General features: G+C 68.3%; 25 protein-coding genes. 17 read left to right on the top strand and 8 right to left on the bottom strand.

All coding sequences use genetic code 11. The features are described 5' to 3' along the window. Window positions 1–58 precede the first annotated feature (58 nt). From L3N39_RS04270 to ntrC, 4 genes are all read left to right on the top strand, one after another. The gene (locus L3N39_RS04270) at window positions 59–592 is read left to right on the top strand and encodes a DUF4124 domain-containing protein (RefSeq protein ID WP_237256050.1); all 534 of its coding nucleotides are present in this window, start codon (window positions 59–61) and stop codon (window positions 590–592) included. A 1-nt stretch (window position 593) separates the two neighbouring features. Beyond that, a complete protein-coding gene (locus L3N39_RS04265) occupies window positions 594–1217 on the top strand; it encodes a DUF4124 domain-containing protein (protein WP_237256049.1) in 624 nt (207 codons plus the stop codon). Between the two features lie 168 nt (window positions 1218–1385). After that, the gene (glnL, locus tag L3N39_RS04260) at window positions 1386–2468 is read left to right on the top strand and encodes a nitrogen regulation protein NR(II) (protein ID WP_237256048.1); all 1083 of its coding nucleotides are present in this window, start codon (window positions 1386–1388) and stop codon (window positions 2466–2468) included. Next, window positions 2465–3889: a nitrogen regulation protein NR(I) gene (gene ntrC / locus L3N39_RS04255; protein ID WP_237256047.1), complete on the top strand. Its 1425-nt coding sequence runs from the start codon at window positions 2465–2467 to the stop codon at window positions 3887–3889. The genes glnL and ntrC overlap by 4 nt, the downstream gene beginning before the upstream one ends. Window positions 3890–3913: 24 nt before the next feature. Here the strand turns inward: ntrC and L3N39_RS04250 are convergent, their stop codons facing one another. Further along, window positions 3914–4363 (bottom strand): hypothetical protein, encoded by a 450-nt coding sequence (locus L3N39_RS04250; RefSeq protein WP_237256046.1) that lies wholly within the window; start codon window positions 4361–4363, stop codon window positions 3914–3916. Here L3N39_RS04250 and L3N39_RS04245 point away from each other — a divergent pair. The 4 genes from L3N39_RS04245 (at window position 4362) to L3N39_RS04230 (ending at window position 7272) form a co-directional block, all read left to right on the top strand. Further along, window positions 4362–4856, top strand: coding sequence for a tRNA (cytidine(34)-2'-O)-methyltransferase (locus tag L3N39_RS04245; RefSeq protein ID WP_237256045.1), 495 nt, complete (start codon window positions 4362–4364; stop codon window positions 4854–4856). The genes L3N39_RS04250 and L3N39_RS04245 overlap by 2 nt on opposite strands. A gap of 85 nt (window positions 4857–4941) precedes the next feature. Next, window positions 4942–5478: an ATP-dependent protease subunit HslV gene (hslV, locus tag L3N39_RS04240; protein ID WP_237256044.1), complete on the top strand. Its 537-nt coding sequence runs from the start codon at window positions 4942–4944 to the stop codon at window positions 5476–5478. Between the two features lie 27 nt (window positions 5479–5505). Beyond that, a complete protein-coding gene (hslU, locus tag L3N39_RS04235; RefSeq protein WP_237256043.1) occupies window positions 5506–6849 on the top strand; it encodes an ATP-dependent protease ATPase subunit HslU in 1344 nt (447 codons plus the stop codon). A gap of 48 nt (window positions 6850–6897) precedes the next feature. Continuing rightward, window positions 6898–7272, top strand: a complete 375-nt coding sequence (locus L3N39_RS04230; protein WP_237256042.1) for a gamma-butyrobetaine hydroxylase family protein — start codon at window positions 6898–6900, stop codon at window positions 7270–7272. 128 nt (window positions 7273–7400) lie between these two features. Here L3N39_RS04230 and L3N39_RS04225 read toward each other — a convergent pair whose 3' ends face one another. Then, complete coding sequence (locus L3N39_RS04225; protein WP_041108524.1) at window positions 7401–7676, bottom strand: polyhydroxyalkanoic acid system family protein; 276 nt, start codon at window positions 7674–7676, stop codon at window positions 7401–7403. Window positions 7677–7859: 183 nt separating this feature from the next. On the opposite strand from L3N39_RS04225, the gene ubiE reads away from it, so the two are divergent. Genes ubiE through L3N39_RS04180 form a run of 9 tightly spaced genes read left to right on the top strand, consistent with a single transcriptional unit; the run spans window position 7860 to window position 13821 of the window. Continuing rightward, window positions 7860–8630 carry a bifunctional demethylmenaquinone methyltransferase/2-methoxy-6-polyprenyl-1,4-benzoquinol methylase UbiE gene (gene ubiE, locus L3N39_RS04220; protein ID WP_237256041.1) on the top strand — a complete coding sequence of 257 codons (771 nt, stop codon included), beginning with the start codon at window positions 7860–7862 and terminating at the stop codon, window positions 8628–8630. Continuing rightward, the gene (locus L3N39_RS04215) at window positions 8630–9253 is read left to right on the top strand and encodes a ubiquinone biosynthesis accessory factor UbiJ (RefSeq protein WP_237256040.1); all 624 of its coding nucleotides are present in this window, start codon (window positions 8630–8632) and stop codon (window positions 9251–9253) included. The genes ubiE and L3N39_RS04215 overlap by 1 nt, the downstream gene beginning before the upstream one ends. Continuing rightward, window positions 9250–10860, top strand: a complete 1611-nt coding sequence (ubiB, locus tag L3N39_RS04210) for a ubiquinone biosynthesis regulatory protein kinase UbiB (protein WP_237256039.1) — start codon at window positions 9250–9252, stop codon at window positions 10858–10860. The genes L3N39_RS04215 and ubiB overlap by 4 nt, the downstream gene beginning before the upstream one ends. 50 nt (window positions 10861–10910) lie before the next feature. Next, complete coding sequence (hisI, locus tag L3N39_RS04205) at window positions 10911–11306, top strand: phosphoribosyl-AMP cyclohydrolase (protein ID WP_237256038.1); 396 nt, start codon at window positions 10911–10913, stop codon at window positions 11304–11306. Then, window positions 11299–11631 (top strand): phosphoribosyl-ATP diphosphatase, encoded by a 333-nt coding sequence (locus tag L3N39_RS04200; protein WP_237256037.1) that lies wholly within the window; start codon window positions 11299–11301, stop codon window positions 11629–11631. Before hisI ends, L3N39_RS04200 begins: the two co-directional genes overlap by 8 nt. 20 nt (window positions 11632–11651) lie before the next feature. Next, complete coding sequence (gene tatA / locus L3N39_RS04195; RefSeq protein WP_237256036.1) at window positions 11652–11882, top strand: twin-arginine translocase TatA/TatE family subunit; 231 nt, start codon at window positions 11652–11654, stop codon at window positions 11880–11882. A gap of 15 nt (window positions 11883–11897) precedes the next feature. After that, a complete protein-coding gene (gene tatB / locus L3N39_RS04190) occupies window positions 11898–12314 on the top strand; it encodes a Sec-independent protein translocase protein TatB (protein WP_237256035.1) in 417 nt (138 codons plus the stop codon). Continuing rightward, complete coding sequence (gene tatC / locus L3N39_RS04185) at window positions 12311–13117, top strand: twin-arginine translocase subunit TatC (protein WP_237256034.1); 807 nt, start codon at window positions 12311–12313, stop codon at window positions 13115–13117. The genes tatB and tatC overlap by 4 nt, the downstream gene beginning before the upstream one ends. Then, window positions 13114–13821, top strand: a complete 708-nt coding sequence (locus tag L3N39_RS04180) for a 16S rRNA (uracil(1498)-N(3))-methyltransferase (RefSeq protein ID WP_237256033.1) — start codon at window positions 13114–13116, stop codon at window positions 13819–13821. Before tatC ends, L3N39_RS04180 begins: the two co-directional genes overlap by 4 nt. Window positions 13822–13921: 100 nt before the next feature. On the opposite strand, the gene dtd is transcribed toward L3N39_RS04180, so the two are convergent. The 6 genes from dtd to L3N39_RS04150 form a co-directional block, all read right to left on the bottom strand. Continuing rightward, complete coding sequence (gene dtd / locus L3N39_RS04175; RefSeq protein WP_237256032.1) at window positions 13922–14359, bottom strand: D-aminoacyl-tRNA deacylase; 438 nt, start codon at window positions 14357–14359, stop codon at window positions 13922–13924. Further along, complete coding sequence (gene pip / locus L3N39_RS04170; protein ID WP_237256031.1) at window positions 14359–15333, bottom strand: prolyl aminopeptidase; 975 nt, start codon at window positions 15331–15333, stop codon at window positions 14359–14361. Before pip ends, dtd begins: the two co-directional genes overlap by 1 nt. A 143-nt stretch (window positions 15334–15476) precedes the next feature. Continuing rightward, a complete protein-coding gene (locus L3N39_RS04165; RefSeq protein WP_237256030.1) occupies window positions 15477–16019 on the bottom strand; it encodes a lipocalin family protein in 543 nt (180 codons plus the stop codon). A gap of 10 nt (window positions 16020–16029) precedes the next feature. Further along, window positions 16030–16284, bottom strand: coding sequence for an outer membrane protein assembly factor BamE domain-containing protein (bamE, locus tag L3N39_RS04160; RefSeq protein WP_237256029.1), 255 nt, complete (start codon window positions 16282–16284; stop codon window positions 16030–16032). Window positions 16285–16344: 60 nt separating this feature from the next. Beyond that, window positions 16345–16947 (bottom strand): DUF924 family protein, encoded by a 603-nt coding sequence (locus L3N39_RS04155; RefSeq protein ID WP_237256028.1) that lies wholly within the window; start codon window positions 16945–16947, stop codon window positions 16345–16347. 3 nt (window positions 16948–16950) lie between these two features. Beyond that, window positions 16951–17961 carry a class 1 fructose-bisphosphatase gene (locus L3N39_RS04150; RefSeq protein WP_237256027.1) on the bottom strand — a complete coding sequence of 337 codons (1011 nt, stop codon included), beginning with the start codon at window positions 17959–17961 and terminating at the stop codon, window positions 16951–16953. Window positions 17962–18073 lie beyond the last annotated feature (112 nt).

The raw sequence follows: 18073 nt of genomic DNA, 5'->3' as shown, positions 1-18073 counted from the left end.
TTGCCTGTCGCACGGCGCGGTGCAAGGCTGCGCTCACCCCTTCCGCGGAGCCTCAACCATGCGCAACGCACTGCTCGGCCTGCTGGCGCTGCTGGCGGCCCAGGCCCATGCCAGCGAGATCTACCGCTACACCGATGCCCAGGGCAACACGGTGTTCACCAACCAGCCGCCGGAACACGTGCAGGCGGCCCCCGTCGAGCTGTCGCCGACCAACAGCGTCGACATCCGTACGCCGGAACCGCCGCCTTCGCCGGTCTCCGAGACCCAGCCTGGCGGCCAGCCGTATCGCCACGTGGTGCTGCTCGGCATCCCGGAAGGCAACGCGCTGCGCGCCAACAACGGCACCTTCGTGGTCAGCGCCGAGCTCGACCCGCCGCTGCGGCCGGGCCATCGCCTGCGTTTCGTGCTCGATGGCATCCCGCAGGCCGAGCCCAGCCAGGCCACCAGCCTGCAGCTGTACAACGTCGAGCGCGGCCAGCATCGCCTGGAGGTGCAGGTGCTGCAGGGCGAGCGGGTGATCCAGCGCAGCGAGCCGCAGCTGTTCACCGTGCAGCGCGTGCACACCTCGAGCCCAGCGCAGCGGGGCCGCTGAGGTGCGCGGTCGCAGCGGGTTGCTGCTGCTGGCGCTGCTGGCGGGACCGGCAAGCGCCGGCATCTACAGCTATGTCGATGCCGACGGCAATCGCGTGTTCACCGACCGCCCGGCCGGCAACGCCGCCGAGGCGGTCGAGCTGCGTCCGGCCAACCGCATGCCGGCAGCGCCCGCCACGCCGCGCGAGCCGCCGCCAGCCAAGGTCAGCGAGGCGCGCGCCCGCTACCAGGCGGTGCGCATCCTCACGCCCGCGCCGGATGAAACCGTCCGCAACAATGCCGGCGAGCTGAGCGTCAGCGGCGCGAGCGAGCCGGCCCTGCGCCCGGGGCACCGCTACCGGCTGCTGCTCGACGGCCAGCCCCACGGCGAGCCCGGTCTGTCGCCGCTGTTCAGCCTGGGCAACCTCGACCGCGGCACCCACCGCATCGCCCTGCTGATCCTCGATGGCGACGGCCAGGAGCTGGCACGCAGCGCCGAGCAGGGCTTCCACATGCTGCGCACCTCGCTGATCCAGCGACGCCGGATTCATCCCTGCCGCCGGGACGACTACGGCGTGCGCCCCGAATGCCCGCTGGCCGACAAGCCGAAGGAAAAGCGCGACATCCCCTTCGTGCCCTATCTATGATCAAGCAGCGCTCCTTTTTGGTGCACGGCACCTGAGAGCGGGCGACCGCTCACCAATTTGGTTCACGCGGCCGGCCACCAGCAGGCAGCAAAACGGCTTTTCGCGCCGCAATGGCGCGTTGGTTTGCTTCTTGCATTTGCCGGGCTACCCACTGGATGCGGACTCGCCATGATCAACGAAGCCTTGCAACGCCTGCTGCTCGAGAATCTGACCACCGCAACCCTTCTGCTCAATGCCCGGCTGCGCCTGGAATACATGAACCCGGCCGCCGAGATGCTGCTGGCGATCAGCGGCCAGCGCAGCCACGGCCAGTTCATCAGCGAGCTGTTCACCGAATCCCCCGAGGCGCTCTCGGCGCTGCGCCAGGCGGTCGCCGAGGCGCATCCGTTCACCAAGCGCGAGGCGACGCTGACCTCGGTCAGCGGCCAGACGCTGACCGTCGACTACGCCGTGACACCCATTCCCACGCCACGCGAGACCATGCTGCTGCTCGAGGTGCTGCCGCGCGACCGCCTGCTGCGCATCACCAAGGACGAGGCCCAGCTGTCGACCCTGGAGACCACCAAGCTGCTGGTGCGCGGCCTGGCCCACGAGATCAAGAACCCGCTGGGCGGCATCCGCGGCGCCGCGCAGCTGCTGGCCCGCGAGCTGCCCGACGAGCACCTGCAGGACTACACCGAGGTGATCATCGAGGAGGCCGACCGGCTGAGGAATCTCGTGGACCGCATGCTCGGCTCGAACAAGCTGCCGTCGCTGGCGCTGACCAACATCCACGAGGTGCTCGAGCACGTCGCCAGCCTGATCGAGGCCGAATGCCAGGGGCGCATCATTCTGGTGCGCGACTACGACCCGAGCATTCCCGAGGTCCTCATGGACCGCGAGCAGATGATCCAGGCGGTGCTCAACATCATGCGCAACGCCATGCAGGCACTGGCCGGGCAGACCGAACTGGGCCTGGGCCGCATCACCCTGCGCAGCCGCACGCTGCGCCAGTTCACCATCGGCCACGTGCGCCACCGCCTGGTCGCGCGCATCGAGATCATCGACAACGGCCCGGGCATCCCCGCCGAACTGCAGAACACCCTCTTCTACCCGATGGTCAGCGGTCGCCCGGACGGCACCGGGCTGGGCCTGGCCATCACCCAGAACATCATCAGCCAGCACCAGGGCCTGATCGAATGCGAGAGCCACCCGGGGCACACCGCCTTCTCGATCTTCCTGCCGCTGGAACAAGGAGCCACAACGCCATGAGCCGAAGCGAAACCGTCTGGATCGTCGACGACGATCGCTCCATCCGCTGGGTACTGGAAAAGGCCCTGCAACAGGAAGGCATGGACATCCACAGCTTCGACAGCGCCGACAGCGTGCTCAGCCGCCTGGCCCGCCAGCAGCCGGACGTGATCATCTCCGACATCCGCATGCCCGGCACCAGCGGCCTGGACCTGCTGGCCAAGATCCGCGAGCAGCACCCGCGCCTGCCGGTGATCATCATGACCGCGCACTCGGACCTCGATAGCGCGGTGGCCTCCTACCAGGGCGGCGCCTTCGAGTACCTGCCCAAGCCGTTCGACGTCGACGACGCGGTGTCGCTGGTCAAACGCGCCTACCAGCACGCCCAGGAGCAGCAGGCCCAGGCGCCGGCCCCCGACCAGCATCACACGCCGGAAATCATCGGCGAGGCGCCGGCGATGCAGGAGGTGTTCCGCGCCATCGGCCGGCTGTCGCACTCCAACATCACCGTGCTGATCAATGGCGAGTCCGGCACCGGCAAGGAGCTGGTCGCCCACGCCCTGCATCGCCACAGCCCGCGCGCGGCCTCGCCGTTCATCGCACTGAACATGGCGGCGATTCCGAAGGACCTGATGGAATCGGAGCTGTTCGGCCATGAGAAGGGCGCCTTCACCGGCGCGGCGAACCAGCGCCGCGGGCGCTTCGAGCAGGCCGACGGCGGCACGCTGTTCCTCGACGAGATCGGCGACATGCCGGCCGATACCCAGACCCGCCTGCTGCGCGTGCTCGCCGACGGCGAGTTCTACCGGGTCGGCGGGCATACGCCGGTGAAGGTCGACGTGCGCATCATCGCCGCCACCCACCAGGATCTCGAGACGCTGGTGCAGGCCGGCAAGTTCCGCGAGGACCTGTTCCATCGGCTCAACGTGATCCGCATCCACATCCCGCGGCTGGCCGACCGCCGCGAGGACATCCCGGCGCTGGCGCGGCACTTCCTGGCCAACGCCGCGCAGGAGCTGGCGGTCGAGACCAAGCTGCTCAAGCCGGAGACCGAGGACTACCTCAAGCACCTGCCCTGGCCGGGCAACGTGCGCCAGCTGGAGAACACCTGCCGCTGGATCACGGTGATGGCTTCGGGCCGCGAGGTGCTGGTCGGCGACCTGCCGCCGGAGCTGCTGCACCAGCACGGCGAGGCGCAGCCGGTCGACGACTGGCAGCAGGCGCTGCGCAACTGGGCCGACCTGGCCCTTGGCCGCGGCCAGTCGAACCTGCTCGACGAGGCGGTGCCGGCCTTCGAGCGGATCATGATCGAGACCGCGCTCAAGCACACCGCCGGCCGTCGTCGCGACGCCGCGCTCCTGCTCGGCTGGGGCCGCAACACCCTGACCCGCAAGATCAAGGAGCTGGGCATGGGCGACGGCGGGGACGACGAGGACGAGTGACCGACCGCAGGCTGCGCGGCCCGCTCAGCGCTCGCCGGCCGGTGTCGCCAGCCGCAGCTCGAGCAGCCAGGCGCCGCCCTCCTCCCTGGCGCTGGCGCGCACCTGCAGCGGCCTGAGCGCCACCAGCCGCAGGCTCAGGCCCTGCTCGCCAGGCTGCACGCGCCAGCGCACGGCCTGGCCCTCGAGGTTCAGCTGCCCGGCGGCCTCGCGCCCCTCGGCCTGCAGCGACAGGGTGTAGCCACCGGCGGCGGAGGCCTCGCGATAGTCCGCCTGGCCATCGAGGCGCAGCCGCAGGCCGGCATCGAAGGCCTGCACCTCGAGCAGCCGCACCGGCTCGGGGGCCATCAGCCGGCCAAGCAGCCCGCCGAAGAGAAAGCCGATCAGCACCAGCGCGGCGAAAAAACGCCGGCGCAGGCGCGGTCGCGGGTCGTGCGCAGTAGAATCGCCGCGGTCGTCCACTCGAGTGCTGCGCATGTTTCACGTGATCCTTTTCCAGCCGGAGATTCCGCCGAACACCGGCAACATTATCAGGCTCTGCGCCAATGCCGGCTGCAGCCTGCACCTGATCGAGCCGCTGGGCTACGAGCTGGACGACAAGCGCCTGCGCCGCGCCGGCCTGGACTACCACGAGTACGCCCCGCTGCGCCGCCACGCCAACCTCGCCGCCTGCCTGGCCGAGCTGGGCATCGCGCCGCCCGGCCAGACCGGCGATGAACAGGCCCCAAGGCTGTTCGCCTTCACCACCAAGGGCTCGCAGCCGTTCCACCAGGTCGCCTTTCGCCGCGGCGACGCCTTTCTCTTCGGCCCGGAGAGCCGCGGCCTGCCCGACGAGGTGCGCGATGCCTTCCCTGCCGAGCGCCGCCTGCGCCTGCCGATGCGTCCGGACAGCCGCAGCCTGAACCTGTCCAACACGGTGGCCGTGGCCGTCTACGAAGCCTGGCGCCAGCTGGACTTCGCCATGGACTGACGATGGTCGGCGTTGAAATGCCTGCACCGGCCCCCATATCACCCGCATTCGGGCATTCATCGCCCCGCTGCGTGGAGATTCTCCCTTGACCACCATCGTTTCAGTGCGCCGCAACGGCAAAGTCGTCATGGGCGGCGACGGCCAGGTTTCCCTGGGCAACACCGTGATGAAAGGCAACGCCAAGAAGGTCCGCCGCCTCTATCACGGCCAGGTGCTGGCCGGCTTCGCCGGCGCCACCGCCGACGCCTTCACCCTCTTCGAGCGCTTCGAAGGCCAGCTGGAGAAGCACCAGGGCCACCTGGTGCGCGCCGCCGTCGAGCTGGCCAAGGACTGGCGCACCGACCGCTCGCTGAGCCGTCTGGAAGCCATGCTCGCCGTCGCCAACAAGGATGCCTCGCTGATCATCACCGGCAACGGCGACGTGGTCGAACCCGAGCACGGGCTGATCGCCATGGGCTCGGGCGGCGGCTTCGCCCAGGCCGCCGCGCTGGCGCTGCTGCAGAAGGGCGGCGACGCAATGGGCGCCCGCGAGATCGCCGAGACCGCGCTGAACATCGCCGGCAGCATCTGCGTGTTCACCAACCAGAACCTGACCATCGAGGAGCTCGACAGCGCGATCTGATCGCCTGTCGTTCCGGAGTACCGCACCATGTCCATGACGCCCCGCGAGATCGTCCACGAACTCAACCGCCACATCATCGGCCAGGACGACGCCAAGCGCGCCGTGGCCATCGCCCTGCGCAACCGCTGGCGACGCATGCAGCTGCCGGCCGAGCTGCGCCAGGAAGTCACGCCGAAGAACATCCTGATGATCGGCCCCACCGGCGTCGGCAAGACCGAGATCGCGCGCCGCCTGGCCAAGCTGGCCAACGCGCCGTTCCTCAAGGTCGAGGCGACCAAGTTCACCGAGGTCGGCTATGTCGGCCGCGACGTCGAGTCGATCATCCGCGACCTGGCTGACGCGGCGCTGAAGATGCTGCGCGAGCAGGAGGTGCACAAGATGCGCCACCGCGCCGAGGACGCCGCCGAGGAGCGCATCCTCGACGCCCTGCTGCCGCCGGCGCGGCCGGTGGGCTTTTCCGAGGAACCGGTACAGAGCGGCGATTCCAACACCCGCCAGCTGTTTCGCAAGCGCCTGCGCGAAGGCCAGCTGGACGACAAGGAGATCGACATCGAGGTCGCCGAGAGCCCGGCCGGCGTGGAGATCATGGCCCCGCCCGGCATGGAGGAGATGACCAGCCAGCTGCAGAACCTCTTCGCCAACATGGGCAAGGGCAAGAAGAAGAGCCGCAAGCTGAAGATCAAGGAAGCCTTCAAGCTCATTCGCGATGAGGAAGCCGCGCGCCTGGTCAACGAAGAAGACCTCAAGGCCCGTGCCCTGGAGGCGGTGGAGCAGAACGGCATCGTCTTCATCGACGAGATCGACAAGGTCGCCAAGCGCGGCAACACCGGCGGCGCCGACGTGTCCCGCGAGGGCGTGCAGCGCGACCTGCTGCCGCTGATCGAAGGCAGCACGGTCAACACCAAGCTGGGCATGGTCAAGACCGACCACATCCTGTTCATCGCCTCGGGCGCGTTCCACCTGTCCAAGCCCAGCGACCTGGTGCCCGAACTGCAGGGTCGCCTGCCGATCCGCGTCGAGCTCAAGGCACTGACCCCGCAGGACTTCGAGCGCATCCTCCGCGAGCCGCACGCCTCGCTGACCGAGCAGTACACCGAGCTGCTGAAGACCGAGGGGCTGCAGGTGGAATTCCTCGAGGACGGCATCAAGCGCATCGCCGAGATCGCCTGGCAGGTCAACGAGAAGACCGAGAACATTGGTGCGCGCCGCCTGCACACGCTGCTCGAGCGTCTGCTCGAGGAAGTCTCCTTCAGCGCCGCGGACCTGGCGGCCAAGCAGGATGGCGAGGCGATCCGCATCGACGCCGCCTACGTCAACCAGCACCTCGGCGAACTGGCGCAGGACGAAGACCTGTCGCGCTACATCCTCTAACCGTTGCGGCCGCGGCGTGGGCTGCGGCCGACCTTTCCGGAGCGTTGCATGCGCATCCCCACCGCAATCAAGCTGCACAAGGCGTCCAGAACGCTGGAACTGGAATACGGCGCCGACGAGCGCTACGTGCTGCCGGCCGAGTTCCTCCGCGTGCATTCGCCCTCGGCGGAAGTCCAGGGCCACGGCAACCCGGTGCTGCAGACCGGCAAGCTGAATGTCGCATTGGACAAGATCGAGCCGGCCGGCCAGTACGCGCTGAAGCTCACCTTCAGCGACGGTCACGACAGCGGGCTGTACTCCTGGGATTACCTCGACCACCTGGCGCACCACCAGCAGGCGCTCTGGGCCGACTACCTGCGGGCGCTGGAGCAGGCCGGCAAGTCACGCGACCCGGATGAATCGGTGGTCAAGCTGATGCTCTGAACACAGCCGGAGGGTGGATGTCGCTTCTTGCATCCACCCCAGCGCGGTGCGGTGCGGTGGAACGGTGCAACGCGATCAACCCTGGGGCGATGTCGCACCTTATGCGATCCGCCGGCCGCAGCGCGCGTTCAGGCCAATGCCTTGTCCAGCGCCCGCTCGATCTGACCCTGGATGCTCGGGCCCATCGCCGAGAGCAGCAGGCCGAGGTTCAGCAACACCTTTACCCGGTCCTCGCCGACCTCGATATGGCCATCCGCGCCGCTGCGCCGCACGGCCAGCACGTCGCCCTGCCACTGACAGCTCACGCCGAACTCGCTGGCCAGGCGGCCGGCCAGTTGCTCGGCCTTGGCGCGCGCGGCTTCGCGACCGAGGCTGTGGGAACGCTCAACGATGATTCGGGCCATGCCGACTCCTGACTGCGGGCCGATGAACGGCCGGCACTATACAGCAGCACGCGTTACGCGAAATCGCCCCGCCCGATCCAGATCAAGTTTTCCGTTCGCCCGATCGCCGCGCCCGCCACAAGCGTGGAGCTTGGCGCCGGCTTTGGGTTTAGAATGCCGCGACATTCTTCCGGTGACAGTGACATGACCGATCCTCGCAAAGTGCATGACGCAGAACCGACCACCCACTTCGGCTACCAGAACGTGCCGGAGAGCCAGAAGGCGCAGAAGGTGGCCGAGGTGTTCCACTCCGTGGCCGCCAAGTACGACCTGATGAACGACCTGATGTCCGGCGGCATCCATCGCCTGTGGAAGCGCTTCACCATCGAGCTGTCGGGCGCGCGCCAGGGCAACCGGATTCTCGACATCGCCGGCGGCACTGGCGACCTGGCCCGCCAGTTCGCGCGCATCGTCGGCCCCGGCGGCGAGGTGGTGCTGGCCGACATCAACGCCTCGATGCTCAAGGTCGGCCGCGACAAGCTGCTGGACAAGGGTGTCTCGGGCAACGTGCGCTTCGTCCAGGCCGACGCCGAGAAGCTGCCCTTCCCGGACAACCACTTCGACGTGGTCACCATCGCCTTCGGCCTGCGCAACGTCACCCACAAGGAAGACGCCATCGCCTCGATGCTGCGCGTGCTCAAGCCGGGCGGCCGGCTGCTGGTACTGGAATTTTCCAAGCCGACCAACCAGCTGTTCTCCAAGGCCTACGACGCCTATTCGTTCAGCCTGCTGCCGGTGATGGGCAAGCTGATCACCAACGACGCCGACAGCTACCGCTACCTGGCCGAGTCGATCCGCATGCACCCGGACCAGGAAACCCTCAAGGGCATGATGGAAACCGCCGGCTTCGAGCGCGTGACCTACCACAACATGACCGGCGGCATCGTCGCCCTGCACCGCGGAATCAAGCCCTGATGCTGCGCCAGGCGCTGCTCGCCACCGCCGAGCAGGGGATCAACCGCGTGCTGCGGCTGGACCCGGTCGCATTGCCGCGCCTGGCCCGCCTGGCCGGGCGGATCATCGAGATCGACTGCAACTCACCGGCGTTCAGGCTGTTCATCCTCGTCGAGGAGGACGGCCTGCGCCTGGCCTCGAGCTGGGCCAGCGAGGCCGACTGCCGCCTGCGCGCGCCCGCCTCCAGCCTGCTGCGCCTGCTCGCCAGCCGGCAGAAGACCGCCGTCCTGCACGAGCCGCAGGTGAGCATCGACGGCGACAGCGGCGTACTGATGAACCTCGCCGAGGTGCTGCAGGACCTGGAGCTGGACTGGGAATACGAAGCCTCGCGCTGGCTCGGCCCGGTCGGCGCCGAACTGCTTGGCCGTGGCCTGCGCACGCCGGCCCACTGGCTGCGCGACAGCGGCGACTCGCTGCGCCAGGACCTGGCCGACTACCTGACCGAAGAAAGTCGCGCGCTGGTCGGCCAGCAAGAGGCCGAGGCCCGCTTCGCTGACATCGACGAACTCAAGCTGGCCCTCGACCGCCTCGAGGCGCGCATCGAGCGCCTCGCCCACAACCTCGCCCCAGAACGACCCGAATGAAGCTGTTCGCCGCCGCCGCCCGCCTGTTTCGCATCCTGCTGGTGGTGATCCGCTACCGCCTCGACGACATCATCCTCGACCTGCCGATGCCGTTCTGGCTGCGCGCCACCAGCTACCTGCTGCCCTGGCGCTGGATTCCGCGACGCCACAGCGTGCTGAGCCGCGGCGCACGCCTGCGCCTGGCGCTCGAAGGGCTGGGGCCGATCTTCATCAAGTTCGGCCAGATCCTCTCCACCCGCCGCGACCTGCTGCCGCCGGACCTCGCCGACGAGCTGGCGCTGCTGCAGGACCGCGTGCCGCCGTTCGACTCCGCGCGCGCGGTGGCGCTGATCGAGCAGCAGCTCGGCGCGCCGATCGACAAGCTGTTCGCCCGCTTCGACACCAAGCCGCTGGCCTCGGCCTCGGTCGCCCAGGTGCATGCCGCACGCCTGCACACCGGCGAGGAAGTCATCGTCAAGGTCGTCCGGCCGAACCTGCGCCCGGTCATCAGCCAGGACCTGGCCTGGCTGTTCCTGCTGGCGCGCTCGGCCGAGCGCCTCTCGGCCGACGCCCGCCGGCTGCACCTGGTCGAGGTGGTCGACGACTACGCCAAGACCATCTACGACGAGCTCGACCTGCTGCGCGAAGCGGCCAACGCCAGCCAGCTCAGGCGCAACTTCGAGGATTCGCGGCTGCTCTACGTGCCGCAGGTCTACTGGGACTACTGCCGCCCGCAGGTGCTGGTGATGGAGCGCATCTACGGCGTGCCGGTCACCGACATGGCCGCGCTGCGCCGGCAGAACACCGACATGCGCCAGCTGGCCGAGCGCGGCGTGGAGATCTTCTTCACCCAGGTGTTCCGCGACAGCTTCTTCCACGCCGACATGCACCCGGGCAACATCTTCGTCAGCACCCACGAGCCCTGGAGCCCGCAGTACATCGCGGTGGACTTCGGCATCGTCGGCAGCCTGACCCCCGAGGACCAGGACTACCTGGCGCGCAACCTGGTGGCCTTCTTCAAGCGCGACTACCGCAAGGTGGCGCAGCTGCACATCGACTCGGGCTGGGTGCCGGCCGAGACCAAGGTCAACGAGTTCGAGGCAGCGATCCGCACCGTCTGCGAGCCGATCTTCGAGAAGCCGCTGAAGGACATCTCCTTCGGCCAGCTGCTGGTGCGCCTGTTCCAGGTGGCACGGCGCTTCAACATGGAAGTGCAGCCGCAGCTGGTGCTGCTGCAAAAGACCCTGCTGAACATCGAGGGCCTGGGCCGCGAGCTCTACCCCGAGCTGGACCTGTGGACCACCGGCCAGCCCTATCTCGAGCGCTGGATGCGCGAGCGCATGAGCCCCCGGCAGGTGCTGAAGAACGTGCAGGCGCAGGTCGAGCAGCTGCCGCACCTGGCCAACATGACCCGCGAGCTGCTCGAGCGCATGGCCCACCCTCACGCCGACAACCCGCCGCCACCCTGGCACGACCGCCATCGCGGCTGGCCGCTGCGCCTGGTCGGCGCCGTGCTGCTCGGTGCCGGCGCGTTCCTCGCCGCCCAGGCCGCCAGCCTGACGGCGCTGGCCGTCTGGCCCGCCTGGCTGATGCTCGCCGCGGGCGGCTTTATCGTCGTGCGCCGATAGCCAGCCGCCGGAGCGACTGGCACACTTGGCGGCACTGAGCGGAGAATTCGATGAACTGGCTGGACGAGATCAACTGGAACGCCGACGGCCTGGTCCCGGCGATCGCGCAGGACTACCAGACCGGCCGCGTGCTGATGATGGCCTGGATGAACCGCGAGTCGCTGGCGCTGACCGTGCAGGAACAGCGCGCCATCTACTGGTCACGTTCGCGTGGCAAGCTGTGGCGCAAGGGCGAGGAGTCCGGGCATGTGCAGAAGCTGCACGAACTGCGCCTGGACTGCGACGCCGACGTGATCATCCTGATGGTCGAGCAACTCGGTGGCATCGCCTGCCATACCGGCCGGCAGAGCTGCTTCTACCGCGTCCTCGGGCAGGACGGCTGGCAGACCGTCGAGCCGGTGCTCAAGGACCCGCACGCCATCTATGCGGAGCACAAGCATGAGTGACACCCTCACCCGACTGGCCGAAGTGCTCGAGGCCCGCAAGGGCGCCGCGCCGGAAAGCTCCTACGTCGCCAGCCTCTATCACAAGGGTCTGAACAAGATCCTCGAGAAACTTGGCGAAGAGTCGGTCGAGACCATTCTTGCCGCCAAGGACGCCGCCAGCAGCGGCGACTGCAAGGATGTGATCTACGAAACCGCCGATCTCTGGTTCCACAGCCTGGTCATGCTCGCCGCGCTCGGCCAGCATCCCCAGGCCGTGCTCGATGAGCTCGAGCGTCGCTTCGGCCTCTCCGGACACGCGGAAAAAGCCGCGCGCCCGCACAACTGACTCACTTCGGAGACATCACCATGGGTTTTGGCGGCATCAGCGTCTGGCAACTACTGATCATCCTGCTCATCGTCATCATGCTGTTCGGTACCAAGCGCCTGAAGGGCCTGGGCTCGGACCTGGGCGATGCGATCAAGGGCTTCCGCAAGTCCATGGGCACCGACGAGGAAAAGCCCGGCGTGGAGGAAAAACCGGGGCAGACCATCGATGCCCAGGCACGCAAGGTCGAAGATCCGGCGAAGAAAGACTGACACAGGCGCGCCGCGATGTTCGATATCGGTTTCACCGAACTGCTGCTGGTCGGCCTGGTGGCGCTGGTGGTGCTCGGCCCCGAGCGCCTGCCCGGCGCCGTACGCACCACCGGCCTGTGGGTCGGGCGGATCAAGCGCAGCTTCAGCAACATCAAGGCCGAGGTGGAGCGTGAGATCGGCGCGGACGAGATCCGCCGCCAGCTGCACAACGAGCGCATCCTCGACCTCGAACGCGAGATGAAGCAAAGCATCATGCCACCGAGCATGACCGCCAAGCCGAGCAGCCCGCCGCCGGCTACCGAAGCCGAAGCACCGGCACCAGCACCGGCACCAACCAGCGACAGCACTGCCATGCCGCCCCCGGCCGACAGCGGCGCCACTGCCGCCCAGCCCACCGAGCCCCCGGCCCAGACAGAACGCCCCAACCCATGAGCAAGCCCTCCCTCGACGATCAGGAAATGCCGCTGATCGCGCACCTGACCGAGCTGCGCAAGCGCCTGTTGCGCAGCGTGATCGCCATTGGCCTGGTGTTTGCCGGGTTGTTCTATTTTTCGCAGCAGATCTACGCCCTGGTCGCCGCACCGCTGCGCGCCTACCTGCCCGAAGGCGCGACCATGATCGCCACCGGCGTGGCCTCGCCGTTCCTCACGCCGTTCAAGCTGACGCTGATGGCGGCGCTGTTCATCTCGATGCCGATCATCCTCTACCAGATCTGGGGCTTCATCGCCCCCGGGCTGTACAAGCACGAAAAGCGCATCGCCGTGCCACTGCTGATCTCCAGCATCTTCCTGTTCTACGCCGGCATGGCCTTCGCCTACTTCGTGGTGTTCCCGATCATGTTCGGCTTCTTCGCCAGCGTGACGCCCGAAGGCGTGGCGATGATGACCGATATCGGCCAGTACCTGGACTTCGTGCTCACGCTGTTCTTCGCCTTCGGCGTGGCCTTCGAGATCCCGGTGGCAACCTTCCTGCTGATCTGGGTCGGCATCGTCGACGTCGCCACCCTGCGCAAGAGCCGCCCCTACGTGATCGTCGGCTGCTTCGCCATCGGCATGGTGCTGACCCCGCCGGACGTGTTCTCGCAGACCCTGCTGGCGGTGCCCATGTGGCTGCTGTTCGAGGCCGGCCTGCTGTGCGGCAGCATGATCAAGCGCGAGGCCGAGTTCCGCGGCGATGCCGACGAAAACGAGCGGGCCACCGAGACCGACAGCCAGCCGCCTGCGCCCCGCCCTTGAACCTGCTGCTGCTGGAACCGGACGACTTCGTCGCCGCCGACCGCGTGCTGCTGCGCGGCCGGCGCCTGATCCACATGCGCGAGGTGCATCGGGTCGAGCCGGGCGAAACACTGCGCGTCGGCCTGCTCGGCGGTGACATGGGCAGCGGCCGGGTGCTGCAGTTGACCACCGGCGAGGCCGAGCTGGAGGTCGCCTTCGACCAGCCGCCGCCGGCCAAGCTGCCGGTCACGCTGCTGCTGGCGCTGCCGCGGCCGAAGATGCTGCGCCGCGTGCTGCAGACGGTAGCGGCGATGGGCGTACCGCGGCTGGTCTTGCTCAACAGCTACCGCGTGGAAAAGAGCTTCTGGCAGACCCCGTTCCTCGAGCCGGCGGCGATCCGCGAACAGCTGGTGCTCGGTCTCGAGCAGGCACGCGATACCCTGCTGCCCGAGGTGAGCATCGAGAAGCGCTTCAAGCCCTTCGTCGAAGACCGCCTGCCGGGGCTGGTTGCCGGCAGCCGCGGCCTGGTCGGCCACCCGGGCGACTACCCAGCCTGCCCGCGCGCGCTGAACGAGCCGGTGACCCTGGCCATCGGCCCGGAAGGCGGCTGGATACCCTACGAGGTGGAGAAGCTCACCACAGCCGGCCTCGAGCCGGTACAGCTCGGCGAACGCATCCTGCGGGTCGAGACCGCGGTCAGCGCGCTGCTGGCACGGCTGTTCTGAGTCATGAGAGGTGCGCCGTGCGCACCGCCACCCATGCGCATTGCTCCTTCGTACGCATGGCGCGCGGCGTTTCGGCATGGAACGCAGCCCCGCGTTGCCGTCAGACCTCGAGCAGGAAGGTGACCGGCCCGTCGTTCTGCAGGAACACCTGCATGTCCGCGCCGAAGCGTCCGCAGGCGACCGGCGCATGCTGCGCCCGGGCCTGCCCGAGCAGGTAGTCGTAGAGCGCCTCGCCCTCGGCCGGCGATGCACCGCTGGAAAAGCTCGGGCGCAGGCCGCCGCGGGTATCGGCGACGAGGGTGAACTGCGAGACCAGCAGCAGGCCGCCGCCGACATCCCTGAGCGAACGGTTCATGCGCCCGGCGTCGTCGGCGAACACCCGGTAGTTGAGCAACTTGTGCAACAGCTTGTCGGCACGCGCCGGGTCGTCGCCCTGCTCGACGCCGATCAGCGCCAGCAAGCCCTGGTCGATCGCACCGACCACCTCGCCGGCCACCTCCACCCGCGCCTGGCGCACCCGCTGGATCAGCGCCTTCATCAGGCGTCGTCCGCCGGTGGCAGGCCGAGCAGGCGGTGGGCGATGGTCGCCGCCGCGCGCACCAGGGCGTCGGTGATGCCGCATTCGGCCGCCGAGTGGCCGGCGTCGCGGATGATCTGCAACTCGCTCTGCGGCCAGGCATGGTGCAGCGCCCAGGCGTTGTCCAGCGGACAGATCGCGTCGTAGCGGCCGTGCACGATGATGCCCGGCAGGTGGGCGATCTTCGGCATGTCGCGCAGGATCTGGTCGGGCTGCAGGAACACCTGGTTGACGAAGTAGTGGCATTCGATCCGCGCCATGGCCAGCGCACGGTGCGCCTCGCCGAAGCGGTCGACCACCTGCGGATTGGGTCGCAGCGTGGCGGTGCGCCCTTCCCAGCAGGACCAGGCCTTGGCCGCGTGCATCTGGGCGATCTGGTCGCTGCCGGTCAGGCGCTGGTAGTAGGCGCCGATCATGTCGCCGCGCTCCTCCGGCGGGATCGGCGCGACGAACTCCTCCCAGTAGTCGGGGAACAGCCGGCTCGCGCCTTCCTGGTAGAACCAGGCCAGGTCCTGCGGGCGGCAGAGGAAGATGCCGCGCAGGATCAGCGCGTGCACGCGGTCGGGATGCGCCTGGGCATAGGCCAGCGACAGCGTCGAGCCCCAGGAGCCGCCGAACAGCACCCACTTCTCGATGCCGAGGTGCTCGCGGATGCGCTCCATGTCGTCGATCAGGTGCGCAGTGGTGTTGTGCTCGAGGCTGGCATGCGGCGTGGAACGACCGCAGCCGCGCTGGTCGAAGGTGACGATGCGGTACAGCGTCGGGTCGAAGAAGCGCCGGCTGAGCGAATCGCAGCCGCCGCCGGGCCCGCCATGCACGAAGAGCACCGGCAGGCCGTCGGGCTCTCCACTCTCGTCGATGTAGAGCACATGGGGCTCCTGCACCGCCAGCTCGTGCCGGGCGTAGGGTTTGATCTCCGGATACAGGCTCTGCATGGCACACTCCCGCGTCTGCATGGCGGGCCGCCGGCCCGCGTGAGGATTCACGGCATCATAGCGAGGTTCACCGCGTTGGGCATGTCACGCCCCGGCCACGCCTGCTGGCGACTCGCGTGCCGGCACGCGCAAGCCGCCACGGCTCACTGGCTTTCGCCGCGCCAGACCAGCTCGCCGGTGGCATAGCCGCGCGCCCGCGCCTCGTCGAGCAGGCGCTCGCGGGTCCTGGCGTCGACTTCGGGGGTGCGGGACAGCAGCCAGAGGTAGTCGCGATCGGGACTGCCGACCAGCGCCACGCGGTAGTCCGGGTCGAGGTAGAGAATCCAGTAGTCGCCCCGGGCCAGCCGCGGGAAGAGCCGGCTGAACCCGTTGTCGAAGCGCACCCACAGGCGGTCGCTGCGCCCGGCCTGCTGCGGCTCGGCGGTGCCGTGCGCTTGCTGCCATTCACCCTCGGCCGTGCGGCAGCGGTTGGTCACGCCGACGCGAGCACCGGCCTGCAGCCGGTAATGCGCCTCGGATTCGACGCAGTGGCGCTGGAAGAACATCGGCAGGCGGGCCAGTTCGTACCAGGTTCCCTGGTAGCGCGCCAGGTCCACCTCGCCGGCGCTGTAGGGTGGCGGCTGAGCGTTGTCGCTGGCGCAGCCGGCGCTCAGCAGGAACGCCAGCAGCAGGCCGGGCAAGCGCATGGGACCTCCGTCATTTCAGGCCTTTGCCGGAGAACATCATCACCTGGTCGCCGGCGAACTGGATGCTGATGAAGCGGTTCTTGTCACCCCAGGTGCAGCTGGACATGCCCAGCGCACCGGCGCACTCCTCGGGCTTGCCAAGCAGCTTTTCCACCTGGGCGCGGCTCATGCCGGCCTCCAGCCTGGCGTAGTTCTCCTGGGTGACCTTGCTGCACCCCGCGAGGGCGAGCAACACGGCGAGCAGGGCAAAGGGACGCAAAGACATATCGGACTCCTTGAAGTGTCTAGACAACGATAGCGAACGGGAGATTCACTGCCGGCCCGCTCAGAAGCGCGAGCCCGGCTCGGCGAGGAACTCCAGCTCCGCCGCGGTCGACGCCCGCCCGAGAATGGCGTTGCGGTGCGGGAAGCGGCCGAAGCGGGCGATGACCGCGCGGTGACGCAGGGCGAAATCGAGGAAATCGGCGAACAGCGGCTTCTCCGCAGCATCGGCCAGCTCGTGCAGTGCGCTGAACTGTGCCACCGCCTGGTCCTGCATGGCCAGGTTCTCGGCATGCTCGAGTACCAGATAGATGAACACGCGCTCAATCGGCGCCAGCAGCACGTCGCCACCCTGCATCAGACCGTCGCGAACGATCCGCTGGGCACGGGCATCGCCGGCGAAGGCCGCGGGCGTGCCGCGATGGATCATGCGCGGCAGCTGGTCGAGCAGCAGGACCAGCGCCAGCCAGCCCTGCGGAGTCGCCGTCCAGTCCTCGAGCCCGCCGTCGAGCGCCTCGGCGACCAGTGCACCGAAGCGTGCGGTCGCCTTGGCGTCCTGTTCGGCGCGGTAGCCGAACCACAGCCGGTGCTTGTGCGCGGCGACCTCCCCGGCCGTGGCGCCGTCGCCGAACCACCAGTCGAGCAACGCCTGCCAGGGGGCCTGCATGGTTCAGGCCTGGTGGTAGCCGGTCACGCGCTCGACCTCTTCCTTCGAGCCGAGGAACACCGCCACGCGCTGGTGCAGGGATTCGGGCTGGATATCGAGGATGCGCTGGGTGCCATTGGTGGAGGCGCCGCCGGCCTGCTCGATGATCATCGACATCGGGTTGGCCTCGTACATCAGGCGCAGCTTGCCGGGCTTCTCCGGCTCGCGGGCGTCGCGCGGGTACATGAAGATGCCGCCACGGGTGAGGATGCGGTGCACGTCGGCGACCATCGAGGCGATCCAGCGCATGTTGTAGTTCTTGCCCAGCGGGCCTTCCTTGCCGGCCAGCAGCTCGCTGACGTAGCGCTTGACCGGCGCTTCCCAGTGGCGCTGGTTGGACATGTTGATGGCGAACTCGGCGGTGGCTTCCGGCACGCGGATATCGTCGTGGGTCAGCACGAAGCTGCCCAGTTCGCGGTCCAGGGTGAAGCCCTTGACGCCGTTGCCCAGGGTCAGCACCAGCATGGTCTGCGGGCCGTAGATGGCGTAGCCGGCGGCCACCTGCTCGGTGCCAGGCTGGAGGAAGGCTTCCTCGCCGAGCGAGTCGTTCTGGCTGAAGCACTCGTTGGGGCAACGCAGCACCGAGAAGATGGTGCCGACCGAGACGTTGACGTCGATGTTGCTGGAGCCGTCCAGCGGGTCGAACACCAGGAGGTAGGCGCCCTTGGGGTACTTGCCGGGAATCTGGTAGGCGTTGTCCATCTCCTCGGAGGCCATGCCGGCCAGGTGGCCACCCCACTCGTTGGCCTCCAGCAGGATCTCGTTGGACAGCACGTCGAGCTTCTTCTGCACCTCGCCCTGCACGTTCTCGGTACCCATGCTGCCGAGCACGCCGCCCAGCGCACCCTTGGACACCTGGTGGCTGATGGCCTTGCACGCGCGCGCCACCACCTCGATGAGGAAACGCAGGTCCGCCGGTGTGTTGTTGCTGCGGGTCTGCTCGATCAGGTAGCGACTGAGGGTGATGCGGGACATGGACTGGCTCCAGAGGGGGAAAAAACCGACGCAGTTTAGCAGGCCGGCGGAAAACAGACTCCCCTCAGACCGGCCCGCCCCGGGCGAGTTCAGCCCGGGGCGGCAACTGGCC

Origin of the sequence: Pseudomonas oligotrophica, assembly GCF_021726475.1 — a bacterium.
Lineage (GTDB): Bacteria > Pseudomonadota > Gammaproteobacteria > Pseudomonadales > Pseudomonadaceae > Stutzerimonas > Stutzerimonas oligotrophica.
The sequence above is the reverse complement of the archived record's forward strand: the minus strand, read 5'-3'. Positions and strand labels throughout refer to the sequence as shown.